The organism is Microbulbifer sp. SAOS-129_SWC, assembly GCF_039696035.1.
GTDB lineage: Bacteria > Pseudomonadota > Gammaproteobacteria > Pseudomonadales > Cellvibrionaceae > Microbulbifer.
In genome coordinates, this window is the sequence record NZ_CP155567.1 from 57171 (window position 1) to 82621 (window position 25451).

Here is a 25451-nt window from a genome sequence, read left to right on the forward strand (position 1 = left end):
GATCAGTATTTATCGGCCCAGGGCGCGGTGTTGCTGAGAATGCCGGCATGAAAGCCATACCAGATGGCAAACACCAGCAGCGCCGCCAGGGTAATACGAATACCCAGCGCATACAGGGTGCGCTTCGACTGCGGCGCGCCCATATCGCGCAGTAGAAAGAACAGTGCACTGGAAAGGCTGACCAGCACGGCGAGAAACAACAAGACAATAACGACTTTCAGCCACATTTTTTATTAGCCATTTTGTAGTAGGAGCCTGTTTGCAGGCGAAAATCGGCATGACGGTACAAACTACTTCGGTTCAAACCGCAGACGCCAGTGTAGCACTGATTCGCAACTGGCCGCTTACGCTGTTCAGCGCAGCCCTGTTGTTGCTGTTGGTCGGCCTGGGCTGCTGGCAGCTGCAGCGCGCCGGGGAAAAAGCCGCGCTCACTGCCGCTATCGATACGCGCCTTGCAGCACAACCGCGAAACCCTTCCACCCTCGCACAGCTACAGCGCTATTCGCCGGTGCGCCTGCAGGGCCACTACACCGACGAGCGCTACTATCTGGATAACCGCACACGCAATGGCAGCGCCGGCTATGAAATCCTGCAGGTATTTATCGCCGCGGATCAGCGCTGGCTGATCAATCGCGGCTGGGTGGCTGCGGGTAATGATCGGGATGTTTTACCGGCTGTGCAATGGCCGCGGGCGGCGAAGGTAATTACCGGTTTCCTCTATCCGGTCTCCGCTTCAACTGCGAGTGAAAAATCCGTCGCGATGCGCATACAGAACCTGGACCGGGGTTTTACCGCGCCGCTGCGCCTCGCGCATCCCCACTGGAATATCCGCCTGAGTGCGGATTCGGATACCGCGCTGGTGACCGACTGGCAGCTGCTGAACTTCCCGCCGCAGCGCCATATCGCCTACGCCGTGCAGTGGTTTGCGATGGCTGCAGCGCTGGCCATCTTGTGGCTGTATGCGGCCACCGGTCTGCGCGACTGGCTGAAAAACAATAATTATTCATTGAAGAGGTAAGGTGTCGTGAGTGAATTAGCGCACAGTAACGAGCTCCCCGAGGGACGTTCCGGTCTCAGCCGCCTGCAGGGCATCGCCGTACTCGCCGCGGTATTCGTGCCAATCCTGGCCGCCTATGTCGTCTACTACACCGGGGTTGGCATGCCCGCCGGTACCACCAACGAGGGGCAGTTGCTGCGCCCGCCGGTGCGCGTGCTGGACCTGCCATTCCAGGAGCGCGACGCAGGCCGCCTTCAGCTGGGTGCCGAGCAGCCCAGGTGGCGCTATCTCGTGATTCCCGCCGGGCGTTGCGCCAGTGCCTGTGAAAAACTCCTCTATACCAGCCGCCAGGTGCATATCCGTCTGGGGGAAAAAGCCGACCGTGTCGAGCGCCTGCTGGTGACCGCCGCCCCGCTGGGCGATGCGCGCTACCGGCAATTGCGGCAGCAACACCCGCGCCTGCGCTTTGTCACGCTGGAGCCCGCCGTGCTGGAAAAGCTGCAACGTGCGGCCGGCTTCCGCCAGTGGCATCAACCGCGCGCATTGCTGGTCGACCAGCAGGGTTACGCGATGATGGCCTACGACAATCACCACAGTGGTAACCAGCTGCTCAAAGACATCAAGCGGCTGTTGAAATATTCCAACGAACAATAGGGGCATAGCGGGCTGTTGTGTCGTCCGCTACCGACAAGAATAACAACAGGGACCTCTGAACCGGAAAGCGGTCTCACCGGCATTCAAGGGTTCCCGGGTACGGCGCTGCGGCAGCGCCGTGGAAGTGCACAGGGGCGTGCGCAACGCGATGACACCGGGAGATAGCGATGGAATACCTGGCAGGAGACCCCACTGAAAACAATGCGCACACCGATTGGCGTCTGCGCCTGGCGTTACTCGGCAGCTTGCTCGCAATTGCGGTGGTGGTGCTGGGTGCGTTTACGCGCCTGTCCGACGCCGGTCTCGGTTGTCCGGACTGGCCGGGCTGTTATGGCCATCTGACCTGGCCCGATGAGGCGCATGAGATTGCCAGTGCCAATGCCGCGTTCCCGCAGTCGCCGGTGGCTACTGATAAAACCTGGCCGGAGATGGTACATCGTTATTTTGCCGGCACACTGCTACTGCTGGTGGCCGGCTTGACGGTGCTGGCCTGGCGCCGCCGCGGTCAGCGGGGATTCAAGCAGACCCATTTTCTATTGGCGCTGATTCTGCTGCAGGCCGCCTTCGGCATGTGGACGGTCACATTGAAACTCTGGCCGCAGGTAGTGACTGCGCATCTGCTCGGCGGCATGGCGACGCTGGCAATGCTGTGGCTTACGGTGGAGCGGTTGCGCAACCGCGGCCGCTTTATTCCCGCACACGAATTTCGCGCACTGCAGAAACTGCGCCCGCTAGCGTTTGCCACCGTGGTCGCAGTGGGATTGCAGATTGCACTGGGCGGCTGGACCAGCTCCAACTATGCGGCACTGGCGTGTGCCGACTTTCCCACCTGCCACAGCCAGTGGTGGCCGCAGGCGGACTTCACCCAGGGCTTTAATATTGCCCAGCATATCGGCCCGAATTATCTCGGTGGTGCGCTGGAAAATCAGGCGCGCACCGCCATCCACATCACCCACCGCATCGGCGCCCTGGTGGTCAGCGTGCTGGTGCTGACACTGGCGGCGCTGGCCTGGCGCGCCGGTTCGCGGCGCTGGGCGGTGGGGCTCGCCGCAGTGCTCGCGCTGCAGGTTTGTCTCGGTATTGCCAATGTGGTGCTGTTTCTGCCGCTGCCCGTCGCGGTGGCGCACAATGCCTGTGCGGCGCTGTTGCTGTTGGGGTTACTGACCTTCTGTTACCGTATCCAGACAGCGCAGCCAGCTGCGGGGAATCCGGTCGACGTCGATGAAGCACCACCACTGACGGGGGAACTGTGAAAGCCAAGATACTTTTTATCGCGGTGTTGTTGGCCGGTTGCGACAGCATGACTTTTAACAGCAATTTGGGGAATTACGCTCGCGGCAAGATCGCCGCTGCGGGTGTGCGTGAATATACTCTCGCGCAAATCGGCCAGTACGATGCGGTGCCACTCGGCTACGTCGAAGCATCTTACTGCCAGGACAAGCCCGGTGAGCGCAAACCCAGCCGCGCAGGGCTGGTCGAGAAACTAAAACTGCAGACCCACAGCCGCGGCGGCAACGGTGTGGTGGTGGAAGCCTGCAGTGCGGACGCGGTGCCGTCCTGTATCGCATATATGCAGTGCCGGGCTTTGGCCTATGCAGTGCCGGAACGCAAAGGCTGAGCCTGAAAACCACAGTGAGGTGACGACATGAGCACACAAGCGGTAATACCCGGGCGCGCACGCTGGCGCGACTACTACGAGCTCACCAAGCCGCGGGTGGTGATGCTGATGATCCTCACCTCGCTGATCGGCATGTTGCTGGCGGTGCCGGGCCTGCCGCCGCTGGATCTGCTGCTGCTGGGGAATCTGGGGATCGCGCTGTGTGCCGGCAGTGCCGCCGCGGTCAACCACCTGGTCGATCGCCATATCGACCTGAAGATGGCGCGCACCAGCAACCGCCCGGTAGCGCGCGGCCGCGTCGAGCCCCAGAGAGCACTGCTGTTCGCACTGGTGCTGGGCTGTGTCGGCATGGCGATACTGCTGGCCTGTGTCAACGCGGTGACAGCGTGGCTGACCCTGTTTTCACTGCTCGGCTACGCGGTGATTTACACCATGTTCCTCAAGCGCGCCACGCCGCAGAATATCGTCATCGGCGGGCTCGCCGGCGCGGCGCCGCCGCTGCTGGGCTGGACTGCCGTCAGTGGCGACATGCACGGCCACGGTCTGCTGCTGGCGCTGATTATCTTCGCCTGGACACCGCCGCATTTCTGGGCGCTGGCCGTGCATCGGCGTGAAGACTACGCGCGCGCCGAAATACCGATGCTGCCGGTCACTCACGGTGTCGCCTACACCAAGCTGCATATCCTGCTGTATACCCTGGTATTGCTGGCGGTAAGCCTGCTGCCGTTTGCCACCGGCATGCTCGGCTGGCTTTACCTGCTCGGCGCTGTGGTGCTGGGGCTTGGCTTTATTTACTGGGCTATCGAAATGTTGCGGGACAAAAACCCCGATGCCGGCATGGAGACGTTCAAGTACTCGATCATTTACCTGATGGCGCTGTTCTGCATCATGCTGCTCGATCACTACCTGATTGCGGTGTAGTTACATGGATAAACTCACAACTGCTGCACAAAACGCCAAGACCCCGCAACAGCAGCGCGGCATTCTGATTACCGTGGTCGTATCGGTGCTGTTTATCTGCGCCGTGTTGCTCGGTTTCCTGCACAAAATGGGGCAGCCGCGGGTACTGACGGATTCCGAGCTGCGCGCCAATGGCGCGGTAAAACTGACACGCCCGCGCATTATCGACAATTTCGAATTGCTGTCGGACAGCGGCGAGCCGTTTCACACCAGCGCGCTGGCCGGCCACTGGACCCTGGTTTTCTTTGGCTTTACTCACTGCCCGGATGTCTGCCCGACGACGCTGGCGACACTGAACCAGTTCTACCAGATGCTGGATGCAGACACCCGCAAGCAGACGGATATCCTGCTGGTGTCCGTGGATCCCAAGCGCGACCGGCCACAGCAGCTGCGCGACTATGTGCGCTATTTCAATAAAGATTTCCGCGGACTGACCGGCGAATTCATCACCATCAAGCGCTTTGCCAACCAGCTCAATGTGCCGTTTAACAAGGTGCCGCTGGACGACGGCGACTACAGCGTGGATCACGGTGCGCAGATCGTATTGATCAACCCGCGTGGCCACTACCAAGCCTTCTTCAAGGCGCCGCAGGATCCGGCCAAAATGAAATTGACTTATCGTTCCATGCGCGCCACCTTTAGCGGCTGATCCACGACTGCACAGGCAGAGCACCATGGCCGGACTACTGCCGACCCATCTGCGAGCAAAATCAACGCTACCACTATTTTGTACCGAGGTGTGGCTGGTCGCCGCCGCACTTTTGCTGTGCGCCATTCCTTTCGGATGGACCGGGCTACTGGCGCCATTCATTTGGCTGACCCTGTGCGCCCTGGAAAACGCGGATGGCTGGAGGCGTGGTTTGGTCTACCTGATAGCCGCACTGTTGATGTCGAGTGCTGCACTGGGCGTACTACCGGGTAGCGAGCGGATCTTGTTGGCTCCCACCTACTCCGACAGCAGCGGCAACAGTATCCAGGCGGCCATCAATCCGGGCAAGGCGGTGATAGCCATCGCGATGCTTGTGTTGCTGGCGCGGTCGCGCTATCGACCGCGATGCAATGACCTGCCTTTTATAGCAGCAGTAATACTGATACCTCTGTCATGCGCGGCTGCCGTCTTCGGCCTGTCTGCCAAGTTTGCGCCCACCATCGTGCCTGCGGCAATGGTCAACCTCTTAGTGGTCTGTATCAGCGAAGAGGGCTTCTTTCGCTGGATATTACAGCGGGCCCTGGAGGAGGGATTCGGGCGCTGGCGCTGGTGCGTACCGATGGCTGTTACTGCCATTTTCACCGGATTGCATACCGGCTGGGCAGCCTCACCGGTGGTACTGCTCCTGGTTTCGGTAGCGGGCTTCTGCTACGCCGGCCTGTGGTATCTGCGGCGGAGTTTCTGGGCCTGCGTGCTGGCCCACTGGGGAGTCAATGCGCTGCACATGTTTCTCCTGCCTTACCCGCTCCATTAATACGATGCTAGCGGTTAGAATCCCCGATCTCCGTCCCACAGACAAGGCACAATAATGAACCTCAGCGCACATATCATCTATTCACTGATTTCCTACAAGCTGGCCTCGCTTATCGTCGGCAGTGTCTTTGCCTATATGGGCTATCGCCTGTTTATGTCTGGTATTTGGGGGAACGCCGGCCAGATGGAGACGGCATTCGGAAACACCAAGGTGGTACTTAAAGAAGCCGCCCCGGGAACCTTTTTCGCCATATTCGGCGCACTGATTATCGCCATTACCCTGTACAAGGGCTTGGAGTTTGAGAACTACACCCGCGGCAAGCAGTCCTTTGTGGAGATTGCGGAGGAAGGAGATGCAAATCTGCCACAGGCCGAATCGCAGCAGACCGCGAATACTGCGTTCAAGAAGAAATTGCGCTAAGGGACGGGCTGCCCGTGTTAGCCATTTCTATCCTTTTTGATGAGTATATGCTGATTTGCGTTGACTTATAGAAAACAACTCAAGTCACGCATCTAATAGTGATGGATATTCCTATAAAAATAATCAGTATCCTGTGTATGTGATTGCCTGGCATTATTCTTGTACGTCAATTCGGTGACAACAATATTGTCAGCTGGGCACCCTTTATGCGCGGTTGGCGTCATTCTGAAATTTCAGGCATTGTTAAAGCTCGAAGCGAAAATCTAGAATAAATTCTAGTCATTACTACAAAATTCAGCGTCCTATGTGTGAAGCTATCAAGTAATACGTACGTTTTCCTGAATGGGATGTTTAAATCTCGTCGTTGATTTTTTGTTGCAAATTAATATCTAAGTCGATCTAGGGTGCGCTGGTAAGTAGCAAATTTATTAAGCTTTTTCTATTGTTTCTCAATATAAGGGATTTATTTATGAGCAGTGCTGTAGCTGAAGTCCGCATTAAATCGAGTCACACAAATAACAATACAACGAGGTCGATTAAGGATCTGGAGAAAAGCGATAGCAATACTGCGTCCTACCCTTCTGACAAAACAATACAAGAGGTCTTCGAAAAGCAGGTTAAGTTGACACCAGATCATATAGCAGTTGTGTTTGATGGCAGAAGTCTGACCTATGCGCAGCTGAATGGAATTGCTAACAACCTGGCTAAAAGTATCAGAGAGAAACTACAGAAAGAGAGTGTACTCGGTTCGTCCTCCAATTCCCTCGTTGCACTTTATTTCAAACCTGGATTGGAGATGGTGACTAGCATTCTGGCGGTGTTGAAAGCCGGCGCTGGCTACGTGCCGCTTTCGATAGACTCGCCGGATGACAGAATAGTCGCAATTCTGGAGGATTCCAGAGCCAAAATAATACTTACGACCTCTGAATTTAAACAACAAATAAGGTGTTGCTCGGAAAAGTTAACCTCCCCAGGCTCAGTTACCTGTGTTGGATGGGATGACATTTCAACCGATAGGCAATCCGAAAATTTGCCTGTGATCAATGACTGTCATGACTTGGCCTACATTATTTTCACGTCCGGAACAACGGGGAAACCAAAGGGAGTGATGGTGAACCACCAAAGCGTGCTTGCTTTTGCTTTCGATGAAAAATATGTGGTTAGAAAAACTGTAAATAGAGTAGCGAGCTTGTCCAACTACTCATTTGACGCTTTTGTTTTCGATTTCTTTTTTTCGTTGCTTAATGGTAAATCTGTTTACCTGCTAGACAGGGAGACAATGCTTTCACTAGATGAACTAAAACAGTTCATAGTATCTAATGAGATTGACACATTCTTTTCCACCACGTCTTTTTTCAATGCCTTAATCTCTAGCGAAACTCTCATCGGTACGTCAGTCAAGAATTTAATTTTTGGTGGTGAAAAAGCAAATGAATACTATTCAAATAAGGCAGTTGCCGACCTTCCCGACACTGAAATCTATAATGTATATGGGCCTACCGAAACAGTGGTGTTTGCCAGTAGTTTTCGCTTAAAGCAAGGCTTGGAATTTGTGCCGATCGGGAAACCCATAGGTAGCAAAAGCTTTTATGTGTTGGATGAGCATCAAAATCGTCTGGCGGCAGGTGAGATTGGTGAACTCTATGTTGGCGGCGCAGGCCTGGCGATCGGGTATCTGAATAGACCCGAGCTGACCACCGAAAAGTTCCTGCCCAATCCCTTTGCCAGCGAAGAAGACAGGGCCAAAGGTCACGAAACCTTCTACAAAACCGGCGACCTGGTACGCTGGCTAGCCGACGGCAACCTAGAATTCATAGGTCGCTCCGACACACAAATCAAACTCAATGGCTACCGAATCGAGTTGGAAGAGATTGAGCTGGCGCTGCTGTCCCAGCCGACCGTGAAGCAGGCTGTGGTAACGTTGTACGAGCAGGACAACACCAAAGCCCTGGTGGCTTACGTGGTACCGGAAGCTGAAACTGAGCTTAACCTATCGGCTCTAAGAGCAGCCCTGTCGAATCGACTTCCCGGTTATATGGTGCCGGTATCGATTAATTCGATTGAACGGATTCCGCTTACGCCCAATGGCAAAACGGATAGACGCGCGTTACCGCAACCCGAATTTTCTCGGGCTCAGTTGTATGTGGCGCCGCGCAACTCCCTGGAGCGCCAGCTGTGTGCACTCTGGGAACAAACTTTGGGTCTGGATCGGGTTGGAATCGAGGACAACTTTTTTCACCTGGGAGGCAATTCCATCTCGGCGATTCGTCTGAGCGCCGCTTGTCAGCGTGAGTTGGGTAACGCGATTCCGCTTCACCTTCTGTTTGAAGGAAAAACCATTGCTGCGGTAGTCAAAGCGATGGATCAACATCAGTTTGCCACGATTCCCAAATTGAACCTGACATCTTATCCCTTGTCCTCGTCGCAAGAGAGTCTGTTCTTTATTCACAACTTGGCTGATAGCAAGGACGCCTACCACATTCCGGTTATCCGCCAACTGCGTGCAGATATAGACCTAGAGCGGTTAAGGCAGGCCCTCCAGTATCTGGTAAAACAGCATCCCATTTTAAGAACGATATACCGCAAAGACACGACGGGGGCTATGTACCAGGTCGTACTGGAAGAGGGTCCGGCCATTACGATAAGTGAGCTGCCTGATGACAGCGATCTGGAAGGAGTGCTGGCCGAGGCTCAGCGAGCGCCCTTTGATCTGGAGGTTGAACCTGGTTTTCGAGCCAGCATCTACCAGGGGGGAGAAGCGAGTTGCCTATTCTTGTTATGGCACCACATTGCCTTTGATGGATGGTCACTGGACTTGTTTTTGGAAGCGCTCACGGCCACTTATGATGCACTGAGCAATCACACGTCATTACCAGAGACGCCGAATCTGGGTTACGGCGACTATGCACACTGGCAGCGCCAGCAGCTGAGCGAAGGGGCCTTTGCTGCCCATCAAGAGTTCTGGAAAAAGCAGCTGCAGGCGGTGGAGCCATTGGCTTTGCCGTTGGACTTCCCCCGTCCCAAAGCATTCGACTACCAAGGCGGCCGGCACCACTTTGTGTTAGATCAAGCCACCTCTGATGGTGTGCGTACTCTGGCTAAAGCTCACGAGACCACAGTTTATACCGTGCTGCTCAGTGCTTTTTTTATCACCGTGTCACGGCTGAGTGCTCAGAATGACATCGTAATAGGGACTCCTTCGGATGGCCGCTACCAGGGCCAGACGCAAGCATTGCTGGGGTATTTTGTAAACTCGTTACCCTTGCGAATGCAGATGTCGGGTGATGCCAGCGTTGACAACATCATCAATGAGACCAGAAAGGTCATCGCTGATGCCAAAGCCCACGAGGCTCTGCCGTTCGAGAAAATGGTCGATGGATTGGCCATGGAGCGGGACCTCAGCCGGCACCCCGTTTTCCAGGTTATGTTCGGGGTGCAGTCTTTTGGGCGAGGTGCGGAGGTTGATAGGCTGTTTTCCTCGACACTGACTGCGGCGGCACAGGCTGCGCAATTTGATGTGAGCCTATTCCTGGACGACGCCGAGGCCCGCATCAGCGGCGAACTCCTGTATGCGAGCAGTCTTTTCAGTGCCGACACTGCCCGGCAAATGGCAGAGTATTACCAGCGAATAGTACAGGGGTGTGTAGAAGACAGTTCGCAGGCGATGGGTACTCTGGAACTCCTGTCGCCGGCACAGCGCCAGCAGGTGCTGTATGACTGGAACAACCTGCATGCGAATTATCCCACTGACACCACGCTGTACCAACTATTTGAGGCGCAGGCGGCGCGAACCCCGGAGCAGGTAGCGCTGGTCTATAACGGGGAGACCCTGACTTACCGGGAGTTGAATCTTCGCGCCAACCAATTGGCGCACCTTATTCGTCAGCGCTATCAAGACAAGCATCAAAGCACACTCGCTCCCGACACACTTATCGCCTTGTATCTGGAGCGGGGGCTGGGGATGGTAGTGGGGATCCTGGGAGTGCTCAAGGCAGGTGCGGCCTATGTGCCCATCTCTCCCGAATACCCGGTGCAGCGCGTTGACTACATCCTGGAGGATACACGGGCGGAGATGGTGCTGTGCAGCAGTAGATACACAGGGCAGATGCAAGCACGCCTTGATGCCGTGTCCGCAGAGGCAAGCCTGCTGGATATTGACAGTCTGGGAGACATTGCGGAGCTGTTGGACGGGAATCCTGTGCCGCTGAGCGGGTCACAAGATCTGGCGTATGTGATTTATACCTCGGGTACCACTGGAACTCCTAAAGGAGTGATGATTGAACATCGCGGTGCAATCAACTTAGTGTATGCACAATATGAAGTCTTCGGCATAAAGAGTTACAAGCACACAGCGATATTCTCCTCCTACGTATTCGACGCCTTTGTCTTTGAACTTTTCGCGTCAATAGCCAGCGGCTCCACGATCCATGTCTGTTCGGAGGAACAACGAAAGAACCAAAGTAAACTATCTGCCCTTATTAAAAAAGAGGGGCTGGAATTAATTACATTACCTCCGATCGTCGCTGAGTTGCTCGATGCCGATGCAATCAGAACGCTGAAGCAGGTCATTCTAGCTGGAGAATCTCCATCTTTAGAAATTATGGAGAGCTTTGCTCAGTCTGTGACAACGTACAACGCCTATGGTCCTACTGAGATAACAGTATGCGCAACAGCGAAACGATTTAGCGGCGGTGTGAGTGCCAGCAACATTGGATCAATTTTACCAAATATTAATGCCTACATACTCGATGAAAGCAGAAATCCGGTTCCCGTCGGGACGCCCGGAGAGTTGTATCTTGGTGGCGCGGGGGTTGCTAGAGGCTACCTTAATCTTGCTGTGCATACCGAAGAAAGGTTCATGCCAAATCCATTCGTGGAAAATAGCTCAACCTCAGATAGGCTATACAAGACCGGAGATTTGGCCCGCAGGATGGCCAGTGGAGATATCGAATTCCTGGGCCGAGTTGATACCCAGGTAAAGATCAGAGGTTTCAGAATAGAGCTGAAAGAGATTGAAGCACATATTAAAAAAGTTATTGGGGTTTCTCAATGTGCGGTCATTGACTTCAGTCATCATGGGCATAAGAGACTGGCAGCATACGTAGTCGCAGAAGCCGGAACGGATCTAACACAAGAGTACATTATAAGTAAATTGTCTGAGTCTTTGCCTGACTATATGATTCCTGCAGTCATCTCTTTTCAGCATGAGATACCAAGAACGATTAATGGCAAATTGGATAGGGATAAATTACCCGAACCCACTTTCCATAATTCTGAAAAAAAAGTCCCTCCCGCTAACAAAACCCAGAGTTCATTGCTAAATATTTGGAAAAGCACATTAGGTATTGATGAATTGGGTGTTACAGATAGTTTTTTCCACTCTGGCGGTGATTCTATTCTCGCGATGCAGCTGACGTCAAAAATGAAGGCAGCTGGCTTTAATATCGGGGTGAATGATGTTTTTGAAAACCCCACGGTAGAAAAAATATCAGAACTCCTTTCCGGCGGGCAGGACGGTGGGCAAGTGCAGGGCGAACAAGGTATCTTGGAGGGAAGTTTCGATTTGTCGCCCATCCAAGAGTGGTTTTTTGATCAGGATTACCCCAAAGTTTCACATTGGAATCAGGCGTTCATGATTCCCGTTTCGTCCGGCTATGATCCTGAAGACATTATTCTGGCCTTAGAAAGGCTGTCAGAGCAGCATGACATGCTAAGGTGCTCATTTTCCGGGTCAAATCATAAAATAGTCCAGAATTACAACGAACGAGTTGTTGTTTCCTATGAAAAACGTGACGTGCGAAATATCAGTAAATCTGACTTACTGTCCATAATTGATGCGCAGCAAAGTTCTCTGTGTATCTACGAGCCACCGTTATGGAAGGCGGTTCATTTTGTCAATTATGATGACCAAGGTGACAGGCTCCTCTTTATCATGCATCACCTAATTTTTGATGCAGTATCAATTAGGATTGTTGCCGAGGATTGTTACAGACTGCTAGAAAAGCAGGATCTGGGTACGAAAACAAGTAGCTTCAGGCAATGGCAAAGCACCATCACTAATTATTGCCACAAAAATTCGGAACAATATTCCCACTGGGAAAATGTTCTCTCCAGACAGGTCAATATTGACGCGCAGTCCGATGAGTTAGAGGAAATCGGTATATCTCTGGGAGAAGAGGACTCTAGCGCTCTAATCGATTGTGCCAGAAATCGGTACAATACGAATGTTGGCAATCTACTGCTCTATTCTTTGAGCATGGCCGCATCGGTAGTCTTCGATATTCATAAGACGCCTATCCTCTTGGAGTCTCATGGCAGAGCCATGATTGATCCGCTCGTCGATGTTTCAAGAACCATCGGCTGGTTCACGTCAATTTATCCAGCAGTGATAGAAAATCATGACGATCTGGATAAAGGGATAATGTTGCTCAAGGAAGGTGTGAAGAGTGTTCCTGATTTGGGCGTGAGCTTTGGCTTTTACTATCAGAACTCTGAGCTTGGGAAATACTCACTACCCAAAATACGGTTTAACTACCTTGGCAAGATTGATTACTCCGGAAATGATAGTGAGGCAATTGATATCCAAGTGGAAGGAACTGGTACATCAATAGCCACTGAAAATACCGATGACAATCTAATTGGTCTTGATTGCTATTTATCCGATGAAGGTTTACATCTTAATTTCCAGTCGCGGTTGCCTGGAAAACAAAGTTTAGAATTTCAGAATGAATTCATCAGTGCCGTCAGAAGCATAATTGATAATTGTAAAGAATCTCCAGATAAAGTTGTTCATACCTTAAGTGATCTCTCTGACTTTGATGCAGAGGTTTTCTTGGATATAGGTGATAAGGAGACTGATGAAGTTCTGCTCATGTTCCCCCCGGGGAATGGAGGAGCTGAAAGTTACTTGAACAATATCGGAGACGCATTAAAGCCGAGGAGAATGATTCTTTTCGATAATATTTACTATCGTCTGGCCTGTCATTATGGAACTTCCTATGTAAAACAGATAACGTATGAAGAGCTGGTCGACCAGTACTTTATATGGGTTAAAAAGATAAGGCCGGCAGGCCCTTATCACCTTTTTGGGTGGTGCTTCGGGGGTATTTTGGCTTTTGAGGTCGCCAAGAAGTTAATTGCCAATGGAGATAGAGTAGGAAGCATTACGCTTATTGACTCATATTTTGACTACAAAAGCGCTAAGGATTCTCTGGTTAAAGATTTTCCAATGATTAAGGATAATGACTCTAACCAGATCAACTATCAATATGTTTGTGAGAAAGGTGGATTTTCAGAAGATACCAATGTAACGCTCTTTAAAGCAGGGTGTACCATGACAGATAAGGAATTAAGCGTGCTCTCGGGTATAGAAGAAGCGGCTTTAAAAGAGCTGGTTCTTCTTGATGAGTTTTACGTTAGCTCAAAAGATAATCTGTTGGGGGGGTATCTTAGTGAAGAGCATTTTCAGGTTGTCCCGTTAGAATCAAGTCATGCCGGTTGGATCGATAGTTGTTCTGACATGGGGAAAATACTAGCACATTTGCGAAAAGTCTTTTCTACAACGCCTGAGTAATGCAGATGCTCAATTCCAGTCAGCTGTTTATAAGGGGGCTCCCTCTCCCAGGCGGCAGCGCCTTGTCGAAATTAATGCAAGGTGTTAGCGATTCGGCCGATATAAAAACTGTAATGAACGGAGTTCGAGTCCGTGAGAGATAGCTATCAATTTATGCAGGCTGCAATCGAAGAGGCGCAAAGGGGTCTCGCCGAGGGCGGCATTCCCATCGGCGCGGTGCTGGTTATGGACGACCGCATCATTGGCCGTGGCCACAACCGGCGCGTGCAGAAAGGCAGCGCCGTTCTGCACGCGGAGATGGACTGCCTGGAAAACGCCGGGCGGCTCAGTGCCGCGGAGTACCGCCGCAGTACGCTTTTCACCACCCTTTCCCCCTGTGATATGTGCAGCGGGGCGGTGCTGCTGTACGGCATTCCGCGCGTGGTAATTGGCGAGAACCAGACCTTCCGCGGCCCCGAAGATTACCTGCGGGCCCGCGGCGTCGCGCTGACCCTGCTCGGCAGCGATGATTGCCGGACCTTACTGCAGACATTTATTGCCGAGCACGGTCGCCTGTGGCACGAGGACATTGGCGAGTAACGGAGACGTATGACGATCCACCAGCGCGCGCCGCGGCGCGCGAGAAATGTATTCCTGCAGCGGCTGCCGCTGTGGCTGGCCGCGTTGTTCGCTCTGGCGCTGGCGCTCGCCGCCGTGCTCGCCTACCTGCCGCCGGCGCTCCTGTTCTGGCCCGCATTCACCAGTGTTGTCTGCCTGGTGCTCTATGCCCGGGACAAGTACGCGGCGGTCAAGGATCGCTGGCGCACGCCTGAATTGACCCTGCACCTGTGGTCGCTGCTGGGCGGCTGGCCGGGCGCCGCACTCGGCCAGCGGCTGTTCAACCACAAGACCAGCAAGCGATCCTTCCGTGTGGTGTTCTGGTGCACGGTGATTGCCAATAGTGCGCTGATCGCCTGGGGACTCGGCAGCGCCGACGGGCGCGACGCACTGCGCGAGGTGGCTGTGCAGATTGAGCACTGGCTGGCCCGACTCGACGCCTTAGCCGGCCCGTAAACCGCCGCGGTCGGCAACATTGCTCCCCCGGCGAAGACGCCCAAACGCTTTGCCAACCCACCGGGCCGGGCCAAAACCCAAACGGCCGGGTGAAAGATCCGGGCTAGACTTGCTATTGATGCTTTGAATAGCTACCAGGCGGCCGGATCTCTCCATGAAAAACCTGTTCGACACCTTTGCGCGATCGCGACGGGCACGCCGCCTGGTGGGCTTCGGCGGCCTGTTGCTCGTGTTGCCGATTGTGCTGTGGCTGCCGCTGGGCTGGCTGGGGCTGGTGCCGACCATGGTGGCGGTATTCGGTGTAAGCGGATTGCGTCTGCCGGCGGGTATCGTGGTCGCCGGACTGCTGATCGCGGCGGTCGGCTTCTGGGACTACGATAGGGATTCCGTGTAATTGCGCCGAACTGCCACGGCGACCATCCGGCCGGTCACGAGGATCGGCTGGATTACCCGGTTAATAGGAGTGTGCCATGTTCCGCTTATCGGACCTGTTCATCTTGCTGGCGGTTGCCGTGTCCTTCGTGCTGTCCGGCTACCTGTGGTTCAACGGTTACAAGGATCAGGGGGTGTTCACGGCTCTGTGGGTGCCCACCATTCTCGCGTTCGGGATCTACTTCAAGGTGTCGGCGCTGCTGGCCCGCAGCCGCCGCTGACCCTGCGCATTACCTGGCCGGGATAGAAAGATGTCTGACAAGTTATTGCTGGCGGTTGCCGTGGGTGTTTTCCTGTTGCTGCTGCTGGGTATCGGGCTGACGATCTACGAATTTCATCGCGCCGGCTGCGAGCCGGTCGAGCGCGACCGCAAGCGCGATCGACGCCGCTGAGCGCACGTCTCAGGCCGGTGCGCGCCGCAGCTGGCACAGCAGGAACAGCAGGCTGGCGGCGAGTACGATCGACGGCCCCGCCGGCGTGTCCCACAGCACCGAGGCCAGCAAGCCGAGCAGCACCGCCGCGCAGCCGATCGTGGACGACAGCAGTGCCATGCGCTCGGGGGTGCGCGACAGGCGCCGCGCGGCCGCGGCCGGAATGATCAGCAGGGCGGTGATCAGCAGCACACCCACGACTTTCATCGCGATGGCAATCAACAGCGCCAGCATCAGCATCAGCGCCAGGCGCACCTTTTCCACCGGCACGCCCTCGACCGCCGCCAGCTCCTCGTGCAGCGTGAAAGCCAGCAGTTTTTCCCACAGCAGGTAGAGCAGGGCGGCGATCAGCAGTGCCGCCGCCAGCATCAACACCAGGTCGCGCGGGCTCACCGCGAGCAGGTCGCCGAGCAGCAGCGACAGCAGGTCTACGTTGATATTGAACACGCTCACCGCGACGATCCCCAGCGCCAGCATCGAGTGCGACAGAATACCCAGCAGCGTATCCACCGACAGCTTCTGGCGCCGCTGCAGTGCCACCAGCAGCACCGCCAGCAGGCAGCTGCTGGCGCCCACGGCCAGGGTCGCATCCACCTGCAGCACAAACCCCAGGGTTACACCGAGCAGCGCCGAATGGGCCAGGGTATCGCCGAAATAGGCCATGCGCCGCCACACCGCAAAGCAGCCCAGCGGGCCGCTGACCAGCGCCACCAGCAGGCCGGCGGCCAGCGCGTACCAGAGAAACTGGCTGTGGATCAGTTCGCCGATGGAAGCCACTTACTGCTGCTCCGGTTTATGGTTGTGGTGGGTGTGATCGCAGCTGCCGGCGACGATATCGCCGCTCAGGTCGTGCTCGTGGTTGTGCTGGTGGGTATACGGCGCCACCTTGTCGCCGAACAGTTCCAGGTAGGCCGGGTCGCGGCTCACCTGTTCCGGGTGACCCTCGCAGCAGATGTGCTGGTTGATGCACAGCACCTTGTCGGTGGCCGCCATGACCAGGTGCAGGTCGTGGGACACCAGTAACACGCCGCAGCCGAGTTCGTCGCGCAGCGCCGCGATCAACTGGTACACCTCGCTCTGACCGCCGACGTCGACCCCCTGGGTGGGTTCGTCCAGCACCAGCAGCTGCGGCCTGCGCGAGGCGGCGCGGGCCAGCAGCACGCGCTGCATCTCGCCGCCGGACAGTTCCGCGAGGCTGGCGTGTGCCAGCGCCTCGGCGCCGACCCGCGCGAGCGCGTCGCGGGCACCGGCTTCGCGCAGGCGCGACTGGCCCAGCTGCAGGAAGCGCAGTACCGACATCGGCAGCGTGGGATCTATGTGCAGGCGCTGCGGCATATAGCCGAGACGCAGGCCCGGGCGGCGCCACACCGCGCCGCTGGTGGGCGCGGTCAGGCCCAGCAGCAGGCGCAGCAGCGTGGTCTTGCCGGCGCCGTTGGGGCCGATCACGGTAACGATTTCGCCCGCCAGCAATTTGAGGTCGATATGCTGCAGCAGCTGGCGGCCGGACACCTCCAGCCCGAGATCGGTGGCGGTGATTAGCGGCTCGGAATGGCTCAGGGTGGTGTCTCCGCGACGGCGAGAAATGAACTTTGACCGGCAACGTGTCATTACCGGCGCAACAGTGCGTGACCGCAACCGGGCTGGCGGCCGCGGGCGGGGTGTGATTATATCGTGTCCGCCCGCAAATAGGGGCGGCTCGCGCCAGCCGCGAAGATTCCCCCGATAGTAAAAGAGCCACAAGCGCCCGGAGACCGATGAAATTCCCGCAGTTGCTGTTCCCGCTAATCCTTGTTGTTTGCCTCGGCGGCTGCGGCCAGTCCGCACCGGCGCCGCAGCGCGAGCTGCTGGTCAGTGTGCGCCCGCTGGCGCTGATCGCGCGGGAGATCGTCGCCGACGACATGCCGGTGCAGGTGCTGGTCAACAACGGCGACCCGCACCACTACGCGCCGACGGTATCCGACCGCGCGGCGCTGGAGCGCGCGCAACTGGTGGTGTGGCTGGGGCCGCAGATGGAGGCGGTGCTGGCGCAGCAGATGGAGCGGGTGCCGGCGCAGCGGCAGCTGCAGCTGATACAGGCCGGCGGTTACGAATACGGCGGTGCCTCACCCCACGACCCGCATATCTGGCTGCGCCCGCGCAATGCGGCGGTGATCGCGGCGCATATCGCCGAGCGGCTGGCGCAACAGGAGCCGGCGCGGGCGGACGTGTACCGCCAGCGCGCGCGGGATTTCTCGCGCCGCATGGCCAACCTGCAGAAGGTGCAGAACCGTGCGCTGTGGGCCTACAAGGGCACCCCGATCGCGGTCACCCACGACGCCTACGGGCATTTCTTCGGCCCCGCCGGCGTGTACACGCATCCGCTCAGCGACAGCCGCCACAGCCAGCGCGGCGCCAAGACGCTACTGCAGCTGCAGGGCGCGGGTGACGGCTGTCTGTTCGGCGAGGTGCCGGCCAACGACCGCGATCGCCAGACCGCCGCCAGCCTCGGGCTGCGTTATGTGGCGCTGGACCCGCTGGGCACCAAGCTGCCGGCGGATGCCGACTTCAGCGCACTGCTGACCCAGCTGCTCGCCGATGCCCGCCGCTGCCTGGCCGAGGTGCCGGACCGGGCAGCGGAGGCGTCGCCGGACCGCGCGGTGGATTGAGTCCCGCCGCGCGACAGCACCTTCCGTCCGACTGTCGTATCTGCGGGCGCTGGCACCTCTGCCTTCAGGTGGCTTCGCCGGTGTCGCCCGGCGGTGTCTGCGCGTTTTCCATTTTGGCGCGGAAGCTTTTCAGCATCTGCCGCTGGCGCTCCGCCAGCAGGCGCAGCTGTTCCTGTTTGTTCAGCTGCAGCAGGCGCTCGGCAAAACGCTCCGGAATGCCGGCGATCTCGGTCAGCCCCCAGATGGCGGTGACCTGCACATATTCCATCGGCCCGGCCTGCTGCAGTGCCCGCTGTTCCGCCTGCGCCTGTGCGCCCGCCGCGCCGCAGGCACAAGCCAGCAGCGCTCCACAGATCAATCGCTTGCTCATGTTCTCGTCCTCTCGCTGTCGCGGCGCGCCTCGCGTAGCGGCGTCGGGCACGTCCGTTTATCTAAAGCCTAGAAGCGCGCGGCGAAAACGCCGTGAAGCTGCGATGACAATGCCAAAACCGGCGTCGGGGCGAGCGAAAAAAAACGATCGCGGTTATCCTGTCGCCCACTGTGAACAAACACGACAAATTCCAATTGCCGGATATCTATGAGTAACGACAAGTCCAGTGCCGCGCCGCTGATCCTGGTGGACGGCTCCTCCTACCTGTACCGCGCCTTTCACGCCCTGCCGCCGCTGACCAACAGCAGCGGCCAGCCCACCGGCGCGGTGCGCGGTGTGATCAGCATGCTGCGCCGCCACCTCAAGGAGCACCCGGGCAGCACCGTGGCGGTGGTGTTCGATGCCAAGGGCAAGACTTTCCGCGACGAGCTGTTTGCCGACTACAAATCCCATCGCCCGCCGATGCCCGATGACCTGCGCGCGCAGATCCAGCCGATCCACGACATCATCGACGCCATGGGCCTGCCGCGCCTGGTGATCGACGGGGTCGAGGCCGACGACGTGATCGGCACCCTGGCCCTGCAGGCTGCCGCGCAGGGTCTGGAGGTGATCATCTCCACCGGCGACAAGGACATGGCGCAGCTGGTGCGCCCGGGCATTACGCTGGTCAACACCATGTCCAACACCGAGATGGACAGCGACGGGGTCAAAGAGAAGTTCGGCGTGGGCCCGGAGCTGATCATCGACTTCCTCGCGCTGATGGGCGACAAGTCCGACAACATTCCCGGCGTGCCGGGGGTGGGCGAGAAGACCGCGCTGGCGCTGCTGCAGAACTTGGGCGGACTCGACGCGATCTACGCGGATCTCGACGCCATCGCGCCGCTGGGTTTCCGCGGCAGCAAGACCCTGGGCAAGAAAATGGCCGAGCACCGCGAGGCCGCGGAGCTGTCCTACAAGCTGGCCACGATCAAGACCGATGTGGATATGCCGTACCAGCCGGCCGCGCTGCACAACGCCGAGCCGCACAAAGACCAGCTGATCGAGCTGTTCGGTGAGATGGAATTCCGCGGCTGGCTGGAAGAGCTCTCCGGCGAGGATGCCGAGGAGGCCATGGCCGAGGCGGTGGAGCGCGACTACACCATCGTCACCGACATGGCCGAGTTCGACGCCTGGCTACAGAAGCTGAAGGCGTCTGAGATCTTCGCCTTCGATACCGAGACCACCAGCCTCAATTATATGCAGGCCAAGCTGGTGGGCCTGTCCTTTGCCGTGGAACCCTACAAGGCCGCCTATGTGCCGCTGGCGCACGATTATATGGGCGCGCCGGCCCAGCTGCCGTTCGACGAAGTGCTGGCCAAACTGAAACCGATCCTCGAAGACCCGGCGCAGAAAAAGGTCGGCCAGAACCTGAAGTACGACAGCCATATCCTGGCCAACTACGCTATCGAGCTGCGCGGCATCGAACGCGACACCATGCTCGAATCCTACGTGCTCGACAGCACCGCCAGCCGCCACGATATGGACAGCCTCGCGCTCAAATACCTGAACGAGAAGACGGTGCACTTCGAGGATATCGCCGGCAAGGGCGCCAAGCAGTTGACCTTCAACCAGATCGAGCTGGACAAGGCGGGCCCCTACGCCGCCGAGGATGCCGACATCACCCTGCGCCTGCACCGGGAGCTGTCCGCGCGCCTGGACAAGATTCCGGCGCTGGTGAAGGTGCTCGACGAGATCGAGATGCCGCTGCTGCCGGTACTGATCCATATCGAGCGCAACGGCACCTACCTGGACGCACCGATGCTGGCCAAACAGAGCGGCGAGCTGGAACAGAAGATGCGCGAGCTGGAGCAGAAGGCCTTCGACGAAGCGGGCGAGGAGTTCAATCTCGGCTCCACCAAACAGCTGGGCGCGATCCTGTTCGACAAGCTGGGTATCCCGGTGATCAAGAAGACCCCCAAGGGGGCGCCATCCACCGCCGAGCCGGTACTGCAGGAGCTGGCGCTGTCCCACGAGCTGCCGGCGCTGATCATGCAGTACCGCGGCCTGGCCAAGCTGAAGAACACCTACACCGACAAGCTGCCGCAGATGATCGACCCGGCCACCGGCCGCGTGCACACCTCCTACCACCAGGCGGTGGCCGCCACCGGGCGCCTGTCGTCCAGCGACCCGAACCTGCAGAACATCCCGATCCGCAGCCCGGAGGGCCGCCGCATCCGCCAGGCCTTCGTGGCGCCCGCGGGCAGTATCATCATTGCCGCGGACTATTCGCAGATCGAGCTGCGCATCATGGCGCACCTGTCCGGCGACAAGGGGCTCGTCGATGCCTTTGCCCACGGCGAGGATATCCACCGCGCTACCGCCGCCGAGGTGTTTGGCGAGAAACCGGATGACGTCAGCGACGAGCAGCGCCGCCGCGCCAAGGCGATCAACTTCGGCCTGATCTATGGCATGTCCGCGTTCGGCCTGGCCAAGCAGCTGGGCATCTCCCGCGCCGATGCGCAGAAATACGTGGATCTGTATTTCGAGCGCTACCCGGGCGTGCGCGCCTACATGGACAACACGCGCCAGCAGGCGGCCGAAAACGGCTATGTGGAGACCCTGTTCGGCCGCCGCCTGTACCTGCCGGAGATCAACTCCAGAAACGGCATGCAGCGCCAGGCCGCCGAGCGCACCGCCATCAACGCGCCGATGCAGGGCACCGCCGCGGATATCATCAAGCGCGCGATGATTGCGGTCGACGCCTGGCTCGCCGAGCAGGGCCTCGCCAGCAAGCTGATTATGCAGGTACACGATGAACTGGTGCTGGAAGTGGTGGAGTCCGAAGTGGACACCGTCAAAGCCGGGCTCACTGAACTGATGCAGGGCGCCGCCGAACTGGACGTGCCGTTGATCGTCGAGGTGGGGCAGGGCGCCAACTGGGATGAGGCCCACTAGAAGAGAACCGCACATCTTCTGCGCGGGCGCCTGGCGGCGTCCGGCGGTGCTGGAGCGCCAGCCCGGTCCAATCGCTCACGCACTTAGCGTACACTCTGGCGGTCGCTCATACAGGAAGAACAACGTTCAATAACCAAGGAGGTGAATATGACCAAGGGCTTCTGGATTCGGCGCTTTGCGCTGGTGTATCTGGCCGCGGTGGCACTGATTGCCGGTGGGCAGATGGCGCGCGGGCGCGAGGCGGAGTTTGCGCTCACTCACGGGCTGTTGTGGGGCGTAATCACGGCGGTGGTCTACACCGCGGCGCTGGTCTGGCGCACGCGGCGCGGGTGTATCGCCAGCCGCGGGGACTAAACTGGCGACAGAATCGCCAGCTTGTTCAATTTTTTAACACTTTTTAACAGAATTTGGGGAACCGTTCCGACGCCGCCTGCTCTAAACAGGCAAGATCGTTGGAATGCGTCATCATCCCCCAAGGAAGTCAGATATTGCCCCGGAACCCCCCAGTTCCGGGGCTTTTTTTTGTCCGCTCGGTGAGGGTGGGTGTCACGGGCAGCGCTGCAGTGCCGCGGCCAGGTAGGTCCCGGTCTTGCGGCGCCATTTGTCCGGCTCGTTGACCCGGCCATCCTGCAGGTGCGCGGCCGCCAGCTGGGCGCGCAGCAGCGCGCGGTAACACTGGTAGAAGCGCACCAGCTCTGCCGGCGCCGCGCCGGCGCTGTGCACTATCTGTTGCGCCAGGTCGGCGCGTCCCAGCAGCTCGCACTCCAGCGCCAGGTAGCTGAGTTCGTCGAGCGGATCCACGCAGCGCAGGGTGCGGTTGAACTCCAGGCAGTCGATCACCTGCGGTGGTTCGGTCAGGAAGCAGTGCTCGGGGCGCAGGTCGCCGTGGCCCTCGACGATCAGTGCCCCGCGGGCATCCAGCAGCGGCTGCTGCTGTGCGCTGAATTCCACCAGCGCGCGCGCCACGCTGTCCACGGCGTCGCGATCCAGGGTCAGTTTCTCTTCCAGCTCGGGCGCCAGCAGCGCTGTGCGCAGGGTGTCGACCTGTCGGCGCAGCCGCGCCAGGTACTGGTTGCCGGTCAGCGGGATGGGGACCGCATGGCGGTAGAAGGTCTGCAGTCGCTGTAGCAGCGGCGCTAGTCCGGCGGCGTCCAGTGTGGCTAGGCGTTGCGGCAAGCTGGCCTCCGCCGGCAGGCGGCGCATTTTCACCAGCCACTCCACCGGGGTACCGGCCTCCTGTAGGGTCAGCCGGCCCGGTGCGGTCAGGCACAGCGGCACCGCGTCCAGGTACACGTCGTCGGTGAGGCGACGGTTCAGGCGCAGCTCCTCGAGGCAGACCGCATAGCGCTTGTCGAGGCTGCTGAAATCCAGGTAGCTGGAGCGCACCGGCTTTTTCATTTTGTAGGCGAAACGGTCGGTCAGGAATACCCGCGCCATATGGGTTTCCACCAGGCGCACCGAGGTCGTGCCCTCCGGGTAACTGGCCGGGTTGAGCAGGAAGTGGGTCTTGTCGTCCAGATCCGGGATATGCAGTTGGGTCATGAGCACTAAGCGTGGTGGTCTGTTTGCTAGTCTAGTTTTATTACCCACCTTTATCGCCAACCAGTCGGGGCCGGATTGTCATGCAGCCCTTCGCAAACCGCATTGAAGCCGGCCGCGCGCTGGCACAGTCCCTCGGCGACTATCGTGACCGCAAAGACACCATCGTGCTGGCGCTGCCCCGTGGCGGCGTGCCGGTGGGGCTGGAAGTGGCGCGCGCGCTGAGTGCGCCGCTGGACCTGATGCTGGTGCGTAAGCTGGGGGTACCCGGCCACGAGGAACTGGCCATGGGCGCCATCACCGGCAGTGCGCGGGTGCTGAATGAGGATGTGATCCGCAGTTGCGGTATCAGCGACGACGACCTGGAGCGGGAGACGCGCGCCGAGCGCGCCGAGCTGCAGCGCCGTGCGGTGCGTTACCGCGGCGAGCGGCCGTGGCCGGCGCTGCGCGACCGCTGTGTAATCCTGGTCGACGACGGCATCGCCACCGGTGCCACCATGGCGGCGGCGGCGCGCGCGGTGCGCGCCGAGCAGCCGGAGCAGCTGGTGATCGCCGTGCCGGTGGCACCGCCTGCGGCCCTGGCGCGTTTCAGCGGGCTCGCCGATCGCATCGAGTGTCCGCTGCGGCCGATGTCCTTCTGGGCCATCGGTGCCTGGTATCACGATTTCTCCCAGCTCAGCGATGAACAGGTGCTGGCGCTGATGCGCGAGGCGCAGGCGCTCGGCGGGGGCGCCGCGGATGAGTGACCGGAGCGGGGCGGTGCAGGAAGTGCTGGTCGATGCCGCCGGCGAGCAGCTGGCCGGCTTCCTGGCGCTGCCGGAAGGGAGCGGCGCACTGGTCCTGTTCGCGCATGGCAGCGGCAGCAGCCGCTTCAGCCCGCGCAACAACAGCGTGGCCGCGCGCCTCAACGATGCCGGCATCGGCACCCTGCTGTTCGACCTGCTGACCGCCGAAGAACATCGCGTGGATGAATTCACGCGCGAATACCGCTTCGATATCGACCTGCTGGCGCGGCGTTTGTTAGCCGCGCTCGACTGGGTCGCGGCCGAGCCGGCTACCGCCCGCCTGAATCTCGGCCTGTTCGGCTCCAGCACCGGTGCGGCCGCGGCGCTGATCGCCGCTGCGCGGCGCCCGCAGCTGGTGAAGGCGGTGGTCTCCCGCGGCGGTCGCCCGGACCTGGCCGGCGATGAGCTGCCCTGTGTCAGAGCGCCGACGCTGCTGATCGTCGGCGGCGAGGATCACCAGGTGATCGAGCTGAACCGCGCCGCCGCCGCGCGCATGCACTGCGCGCCGCAGCTGCAGATAGTGCCCGGCGCCACCCACCTGTTCGAGGAGCCCGGCACCCTGGATGTGGTGGTCGACCTGGCCATCGACTGGTTCCGGCGGTACCTGCGCGATGCGTGAGTTGAAACTGTTCAGCCTCGACGCCGGCGCCGCCCTTGCCGGGCGCGTGGCCGCCGCGCTCGGCCTGCCGCTGGCGGCGCATGAGGAGCGCGATTTCGTCGACGGCGAGCACAAGCTGCGCCCGCTCGACGATGTCGAGGGCGCGGACGTCTACCTGGTGCAGTCCCTGTACAGCGATGTCGACAGCAGCGTCGACGACAAGCTGGTGCGGCTGCTGTTCTTTATCGGCGCGTTGCGCGATGCCGGTGCGGCGCGGGTCAGCGCCGTGGCGCCGTACCTGTGCTATGCGCGCAAGGACCGCCGCACCAAGCTGCACGATCCACTCTCCAGCCGCTACCTGGCGGGGCTGTTCGAGGCGGTCGGCTGCGACTGCGCGGTGACCCTGGATGTACATAACCTGGCCGCGTTTGAGAACGCCTTCCGCATTCGCACCCTGCACCTGCCGGCGCAGCCGCTGTTTGTCGACTTCGCCGCGCGGCAGCTGCAGGGGGATCACAACCCGCTGGTGGTGGCGTCGCCGGACGTGGGCGGCGTCAAGCGCGCGGAGGCATTCCGCCAGGCGCTGGGCGAGCGGCTGGGGCGCGAGTGCGGGCGCGCGTTTGTGGAGAAATACCGCAGTGGCGGTGAGCTGTCCGGCGGCACGCTGGTGGGCGAGGTGCGCGGTGCCACGGTGCTGATCGTCGACGACCTGATCGCCGGCGGCAGCACCATCGAGCGCGCGGTCGTCGCGCTGCAGCGCGGCGGCGCGGCGCGCATCCTCGCCCTGGCCAGCCACGGCCAGTTCTGCGGCGAGGCGCTCGCGCGCCTGGCGCAGCTGCCGCTGGAGGCGGTGGCGGTGACCAATTCCCTGCCGCAGCGCGCGGATGGCCCGCTGCAGGTGGTGGACTGCGCCGGGCTGCTGGCGGAGGCCATCCGGCGCCTGCACGAGTGCGGCCCGGCAACGCGGTTGAGTGTCTGA

The 25451-nt window shown here is 59.1% G+C and carries 25 protein-coding genes; 20 read left to right on the forward strand and 5 right to left on the reverse strand.

Annotated features, from left to right (window positions below):
• Positions 1-2: 2 nt before the first annotated feature.
• On the reverse strand, positions 3-227 hold the full coding sequence (locus ABDK11_RS00265; RefSeq protein WP_346838318.1) for a DUF2909 domain-containing protein: 225 nt from the start codon (positions 225-227) through the stop codon (positions 3-5).
• A gap of 50 nt (positions 228-277) precedes the next feature.
• Between ABDK11_RS00265 and ABDK11_RS00270 the strand changes: the two genes are divergently transcribed.
• From ABDK11_RS00270 to ABDK11_RS00335, 14 genes are all read left to right on the forward strand, one after another.
• On the forward strand, positions 278-1018 hold the full coding sequence (locus tag ABDK11_RS00270) for an SURF1 family protein (protein WP_346838319.1): 741 nt from the start codon (positions 278-280) through the stop codon (positions 1016-1018).
• A gap of 6 nt (positions 1019-1024) precedes the next feature.
• Positions 1025-1651, forward strand: coding sequence for a hypothetical protein (locus ABDK11_RS00275; protein ID WP_346838320.1), 627 nt, complete (start codon positions 1025-1027; stop codon positions 1649-1651).
• Between the two features lie 167 nt (positions 1652-1818).
• Positions 1819-2904, forward strand: coding sequence for a COX15/CtaA family protein (locus tag ABDK11_RS00280; RefSeq protein WP_346838321.1), 1086 nt, complete (start codon positions 1819-1821; stop codon positions 2902-2904).
• Positions 2901-3269 carry a hypothetical protein gene (locus ABDK11_RS00285; RefSeq protein WP_346838322.1) on the forward strand — a complete coding sequence of 123 codons (369 nt, stop codon included), beginning with the start codon at positions 2901-2903 and terminating at the stop codon, positions 3267-3269. Before ABDK11_RS00280 ends, ABDK11_RS00285 begins: the two co-directional genes overlap by 4 nt.
• 27 nt (positions 3270-3296) lie before the next feature.
• Positions 3297-4190 carry a heme o synthase gene (gene cyoE, locus ABDK11_RS00290; RefSeq protein WP_346838323.1) on the forward strand — a complete coding sequence of 298 codons (894 nt, stop codon included), beginning with the start codon at positions 3297-3299 and terminating at the stop codon, positions 4188-4190.
• 4 nt (positions 4191-4194) lie between these two features.
• Positions 4195-4878, forward strand: a complete 684-nt coding sequence (locus ABDK11_RS00295; RefSeq protein ID WP_346838324.1) for an SCO family protein — start codon at positions 4195-4197, stop codon at positions 4876-4878.
• A 25-nt stretch (positions 4879-4903) separates the two neighbouring features.
• Positions 4904-5692 carry a CPBP family intramembrane glutamic endopeptidase gene (locus tag ABDK11_RS00300; RefSeq protein ID WP_346838325.1) on the forward strand — a complete coding sequence of 263 codons (789 nt, stop codon included), beginning with the start codon at positions 4904-4906 and terminating at the stop codon, positions 5690-5692.
• A gap of 54 nt (positions 5693-5746) precedes the next feature.
• On the forward strand, positions 5747-6112 hold the full coding sequence (locus ABDK11_RS00305; protein ID WP_346838326.1) for a hypothetical protein: 366 nt from the start codon (positions 5747-5749) through the stop codon (positions 6110-6112).
• A gap of 469 nt (positions 6113-6581) precedes the next feature.
• On the forward strand, positions 6582-13685 hold the full coding sequence (locus ABDK11_RS00310; protein ID WP_346838327.1) for an amino acid adenylation domain-containing protein: 7104 nt from the start codon (positions 6582-6584) through the stop codon (positions 13683-13685).
• A gap of 132 nt (positions 13686-13817) precedes the next feature.
• Positions 13818-14264 carry a nucleoside deaminase gene (locus ABDK11_RS00315; protein ID WP_346838328.1) on the forward strand — a complete coding sequence of 149 codons (447 nt, stop codon included), beginning with the start codon at positions 13818-13820 and terminating at the stop codon, positions 14262-14264.
• Between the two features lie 9 nt (positions 14265-14273).
• A complete protein-coding gene (locus tag ABDK11_RS00320) occupies positions 14274-14738 on the forward strand; it encodes a DUF1294 domain-containing protein (protein ID WP_346838329.1) in 465 nt (154 codons plus the stop codon).
• A 154-nt stretch (positions 14739-14892) separates the two neighbouring features.
• The gene (locus tag ABDK11_RS00325) at positions 14893-15132 is read left to right on the forward strand and encodes a hypothetical protein (RefSeq protein ID WP_346838330.1); all 240 of its coding nucleotides are present in this window, start codon (positions 14893-14895) and stop codon (positions 15130-15132) included.
• Positions 15133-15208: 76 nt separating this feature from the next.
• Positions 15209-15391 (forward strand): hypothetical protein, encoded by a 183-nt coding sequence (locus ABDK11_RS00330; protein ID WP_346838331.1) that lies wholly within the window; start codon positions 15209-15211, stop codon positions 15389-15391.
• Between the two features lie 30 nt (positions 15392-15421).
• Positions 15422-15562: a hypothetical protein gene (locus ABDK11_RS00335; RefSeq protein WP_346838332.1), complete on the forward strand. Its 141-nt coding sequence runs from the start codon at positions 15422-15424 to the stop codon at positions 15560-15562.
• Between the two features lie 9 nt (positions 15563-15571).
• Here ABDK11_RS00335 and ABDK11_RS00340 read toward each other — a convergent pair whose 3' ends face one another.
• A complete protein-coding gene (locus ABDK11_RS00340) occupies positions 15572-16378 on the reverse strand; it encodes an iron chelate uptake ABC transporter family permease subunit (protein ID WP_346838333.1) in 807 nt (268 codons plus the stop codon).
• Positions 16379-17209 carry an ATP-binding cassette domain-containing protein gene (locus ABDK11_RS00345; protein WP_346838334.1) on the reverse strand — a complete coding sequence of 277 codons (831 nt, stop codon included), beginning with the start codon at positions 17207-17209 and terminating at the stop codon, positions 16379-16381.
• 146 nt (positions 17210-17355) lie between these two features.
• On the opposite strand from ABDK11_RS00345, the gene ABDK11_RS00350 reads away from it, so the two are divergent.
• Entirely contained in the window at positions 17356-18246 is an 891-nt protein-coding gene (locus ABDK11_RS00350) for a zinc ABC transporter substrate-binding protein (protein ID WP_346838335.1), read from the forward strand.
• Positions 18247-18310: 64 nt separating this feature from the next.
• On the opposite strand, the gene ABDK11_RS00355 is transcribed toward ABDK11_RS00350, so the two are convergent.
• Positions 18311-18616 (reverse strand): hypothetical protein, encoded by a 306-nt coding sequence (locus tag ABDK11_RS00355; RefSeq protein WP_346838336.1) that lies wholly within the window; start codon positions 18614-18616, stop codon positions 18311-18313.
• A 207-nt stretch (positions 18617-18823) separates the two neighbouring features.
• Here ABDK11_RS00355 and polA point away from each other — a divergent pair, with 207 nt between their 5' ends.
• Both polA and ABDK11_RS00365 read left to right on the forward strand, forming a co-directional pair.
• On the forward strand, positions 18824-21550 hold the full coding sequence (gene polA, locus ABDK11_RS00360; protein WP_346838337.1) for a DNA polymerase I: 2727 nt from the start codon (positions 18824-18826) through the stop codon (positions 21548-21550).
• A 147-nt stretch (positions 21551-21697) separates the two neighbouring features.
• Positions 21698-21904, forward strand: coding sequence for a hypothetical protein (locus tag ABDK11_RS00365; RefSeq protein ID WP_346838338.1), 207 nt, complete (start codon positions 21698-21700; stop codon positions 21902-21904).
• Positions 21905-22096: 192 nt separating this feature from the next.
• Here ABDK11_RS00365 and ABDK11_RS00370 read toward each other — a convergent pair whose 3' ends face one another.
• Positions 22097-23092 carry a hypothetical protein gene (locus ABDK11_RS00370; protein WP_346838339.1) on the reverse strand — a complete coding sequence of 332 codons (996 nt, stop codon included), beginning with the start codon at positions 23090-23092 and terminating at the stop codon, positions 22097-22099.
• Between the two features lie 80 nt (positions 23093-23172).
• Here ABDK11_RS00370 and ABDK11_RS00375 point away from each other — a divergent pair, with 80 nt between their 5' ends.
• From ABDK11_RS00375 to prs, 3 genes are read left to right on the forward strand one after another with little or no spacing between them, the layout of a single operon-like run.
• Entirely contained in the window at positions 23173-23835 is a 663-nt protein-coding gene (locus ABDK11_RS00375; RefSeq protein WP_346838340.1) for a phosphoribosyltransferase, read from the forward strand.
• The gene (locus tag ABDK11_RS00380; RefSeq protein WP_346838341.1) at positions 23828-24493 is read left to right on the forward strand and encodes an alpha/beta family hydrolase; all 666 of its coding nucleotides are present in this window, start codon (positions 23828-23830) and stop codon (positions 24491-24493) included. The genes ABDK11_RS00375 and ABDK11_RS00380 overlap by 8 nt, the downstream gene beginning before the upstream one ends.
• Positions 24486-25451, forward strand: coding sequence for a ribose-phosphate diphosphokinase (prs, locus tag ABDK11_RS00385; protein WP_346838342.1), 966 nt, complete (start codon positions 24486-24488; stop codon positions 25449-25451). Before ABDK11_RS00380 ends, prs begins: the two co-directional genes overlap by 8 nt.

Excerpts from the sequence above, each read along its gene's own strand:
- ABDK11_RS00270 (WP_346838319.1), top strand. The coding sequence starts at position 278 with ATGACGGTACAAACTACTTCGGTTCAAACCGCAGACGCCAGTGTAGCA.
- ABDK11_RS00375 (WP_346838340.1), top strand. The coding sequence starts at position 23,173 with ATGCAGCCCTTCGCAAACCGCATTGAAGCCGGCCGCGCGCTGGCACAG.
- ABDK11_RS00335 (WP_346838332.1), top strand. The coding sequence starts at position 15,422 with ATGTCTGACAAGTTATTGCTGGCGGTTGCCGTGGGTGTTTTCCTGTTG.
- ABDK11_RS00380 (WP_346838341.1), top strand. The coding sequence starts at position 23,828 with ATGAGTGACCGGAGCGGGGCGGTGCAGGAAGTGCTGGTCGATGCCGCC.
- ABDK11_RS00305 (WP_346838326.1), top strand. The coding sequence starts at position 5,747 with ATGAACCTCAGCGCACATATCATCTATTCACTGATTTCCTACAAGCTG.
- ABDK11_RS00330 (WP_346838331.1), top strand. The coding sequence starts at position 15,209 with ATGTTCCGCTTATCGGACCTGTTCATCTTGCTGGCGGTTGCCGTGTCC.
- ABDK11_RS00370 (WP_346838339.1), bottom strand. The coding sequence starts at position 23,092 with ATGACCCAACTGCATATCCCGGATCTGGACGACAAGACCCACTTCCTG.
- cyoE (WP_346838323.1), top strand. The coding sequence starts at position 3,297 with ATGAGCACACAAGCGGTAATACCCGGGCGCGCACGCTGGCGCGACTAC.
- ABDK11_RS00320 (WP_346838329.1), top strand. The coding sequence starts at position 14,274 with ATGACGATCCACCAGCGCGCGCCGCGGCGCGCGAGAAATGTATTCCTG.
- ABDK11_RS00265 (WP_346838318.1), bottom strand. The coding sequence starts at position 227 with ATGTGGCTGAAAGTCGTTATTGTCTTGTTGTTTCTCGCCGTGCTGGTC.
- ABDK11_RS00325 (WP_346838330.1), top strand. The coding sequence starts at position 14,893 with ATGAAAAACCTGTTCGACACCTTTGCGCGATCGCGACGGGCACGCCGC.
- ABDK11_RS00365 (WP_346838338.1), top strand. The coding sequence starts at position 21,698 with ATGACCAAGGGCTTCTGGATTCGGCGCTTTGCGCTGGTGTATCTGGCC.
- ABDK11_RS00345 (WP_346838334.1), bottom strand. The coding sequence starts at position 17,209 with ATGACACGTTGCCGGTCAAAGTTCATTTCTCGCCGTCGCGGAGACACC.
- polA (WP_346838337.1), top strand. The coding sequence starts at position 18,824 with ATGAGTAACGACAAGTCCAGTGCCGCGCCGCTGATCCTGGTGGACGGC.
- ABDK11_RS00310 (WP_346838327.1), top strand. The coding sequence starts at position 6,582 with ATGAGCAGTGCTGTAGCTGAAGTCCGCATTAAATCGAGTCACACAAAT.
- ABDK11_RS00295 (WP_346838324.1), top strand. The coding sequence starts at position 4,195 with ATGGATAAACTCACAACTGCTGCACAAAACGCCAAGACCCCGCAACAG.
- ABDK11_RS00350 (WP_346838335.1), top strand. The coding sequence starts at position 17,356 with ATGAAATTCCCGCAGTTGCTGTTCCCGCTAATCCTTGTTGTTTGCCTC.
- ABDK11_RS00355 (WP_346838336.1), bottom strand. The coding sequence starts at position 18,616 with ATGAGCAAGCGATTGATCTGTGGAGCGCTGCTGGCTTGTGCCTGCGGC.
- prs (WP_346838342.1), top strand. The coding sequence starts at position 24,486 with ATGCGTGAGTTGAAACTGTTCAGCCTCGACGCCGGCGCCGCCCTTGCC.
- ABDK11_RS00280 (WP_346838321.1), top strand. The coding sequence starts at position 1,819 with ATGGAATACCTGGCAGGAGACCCCACTGAAAACAATGCGCACACCGAT.
- ABDK11_RS00300 (WP_346838325.1), top strand. The coding sequence starts at position 4,904 with ATGGCCGGACTACTGCCGACCCATCTGCGAGCAAAATCAACGCTACCA.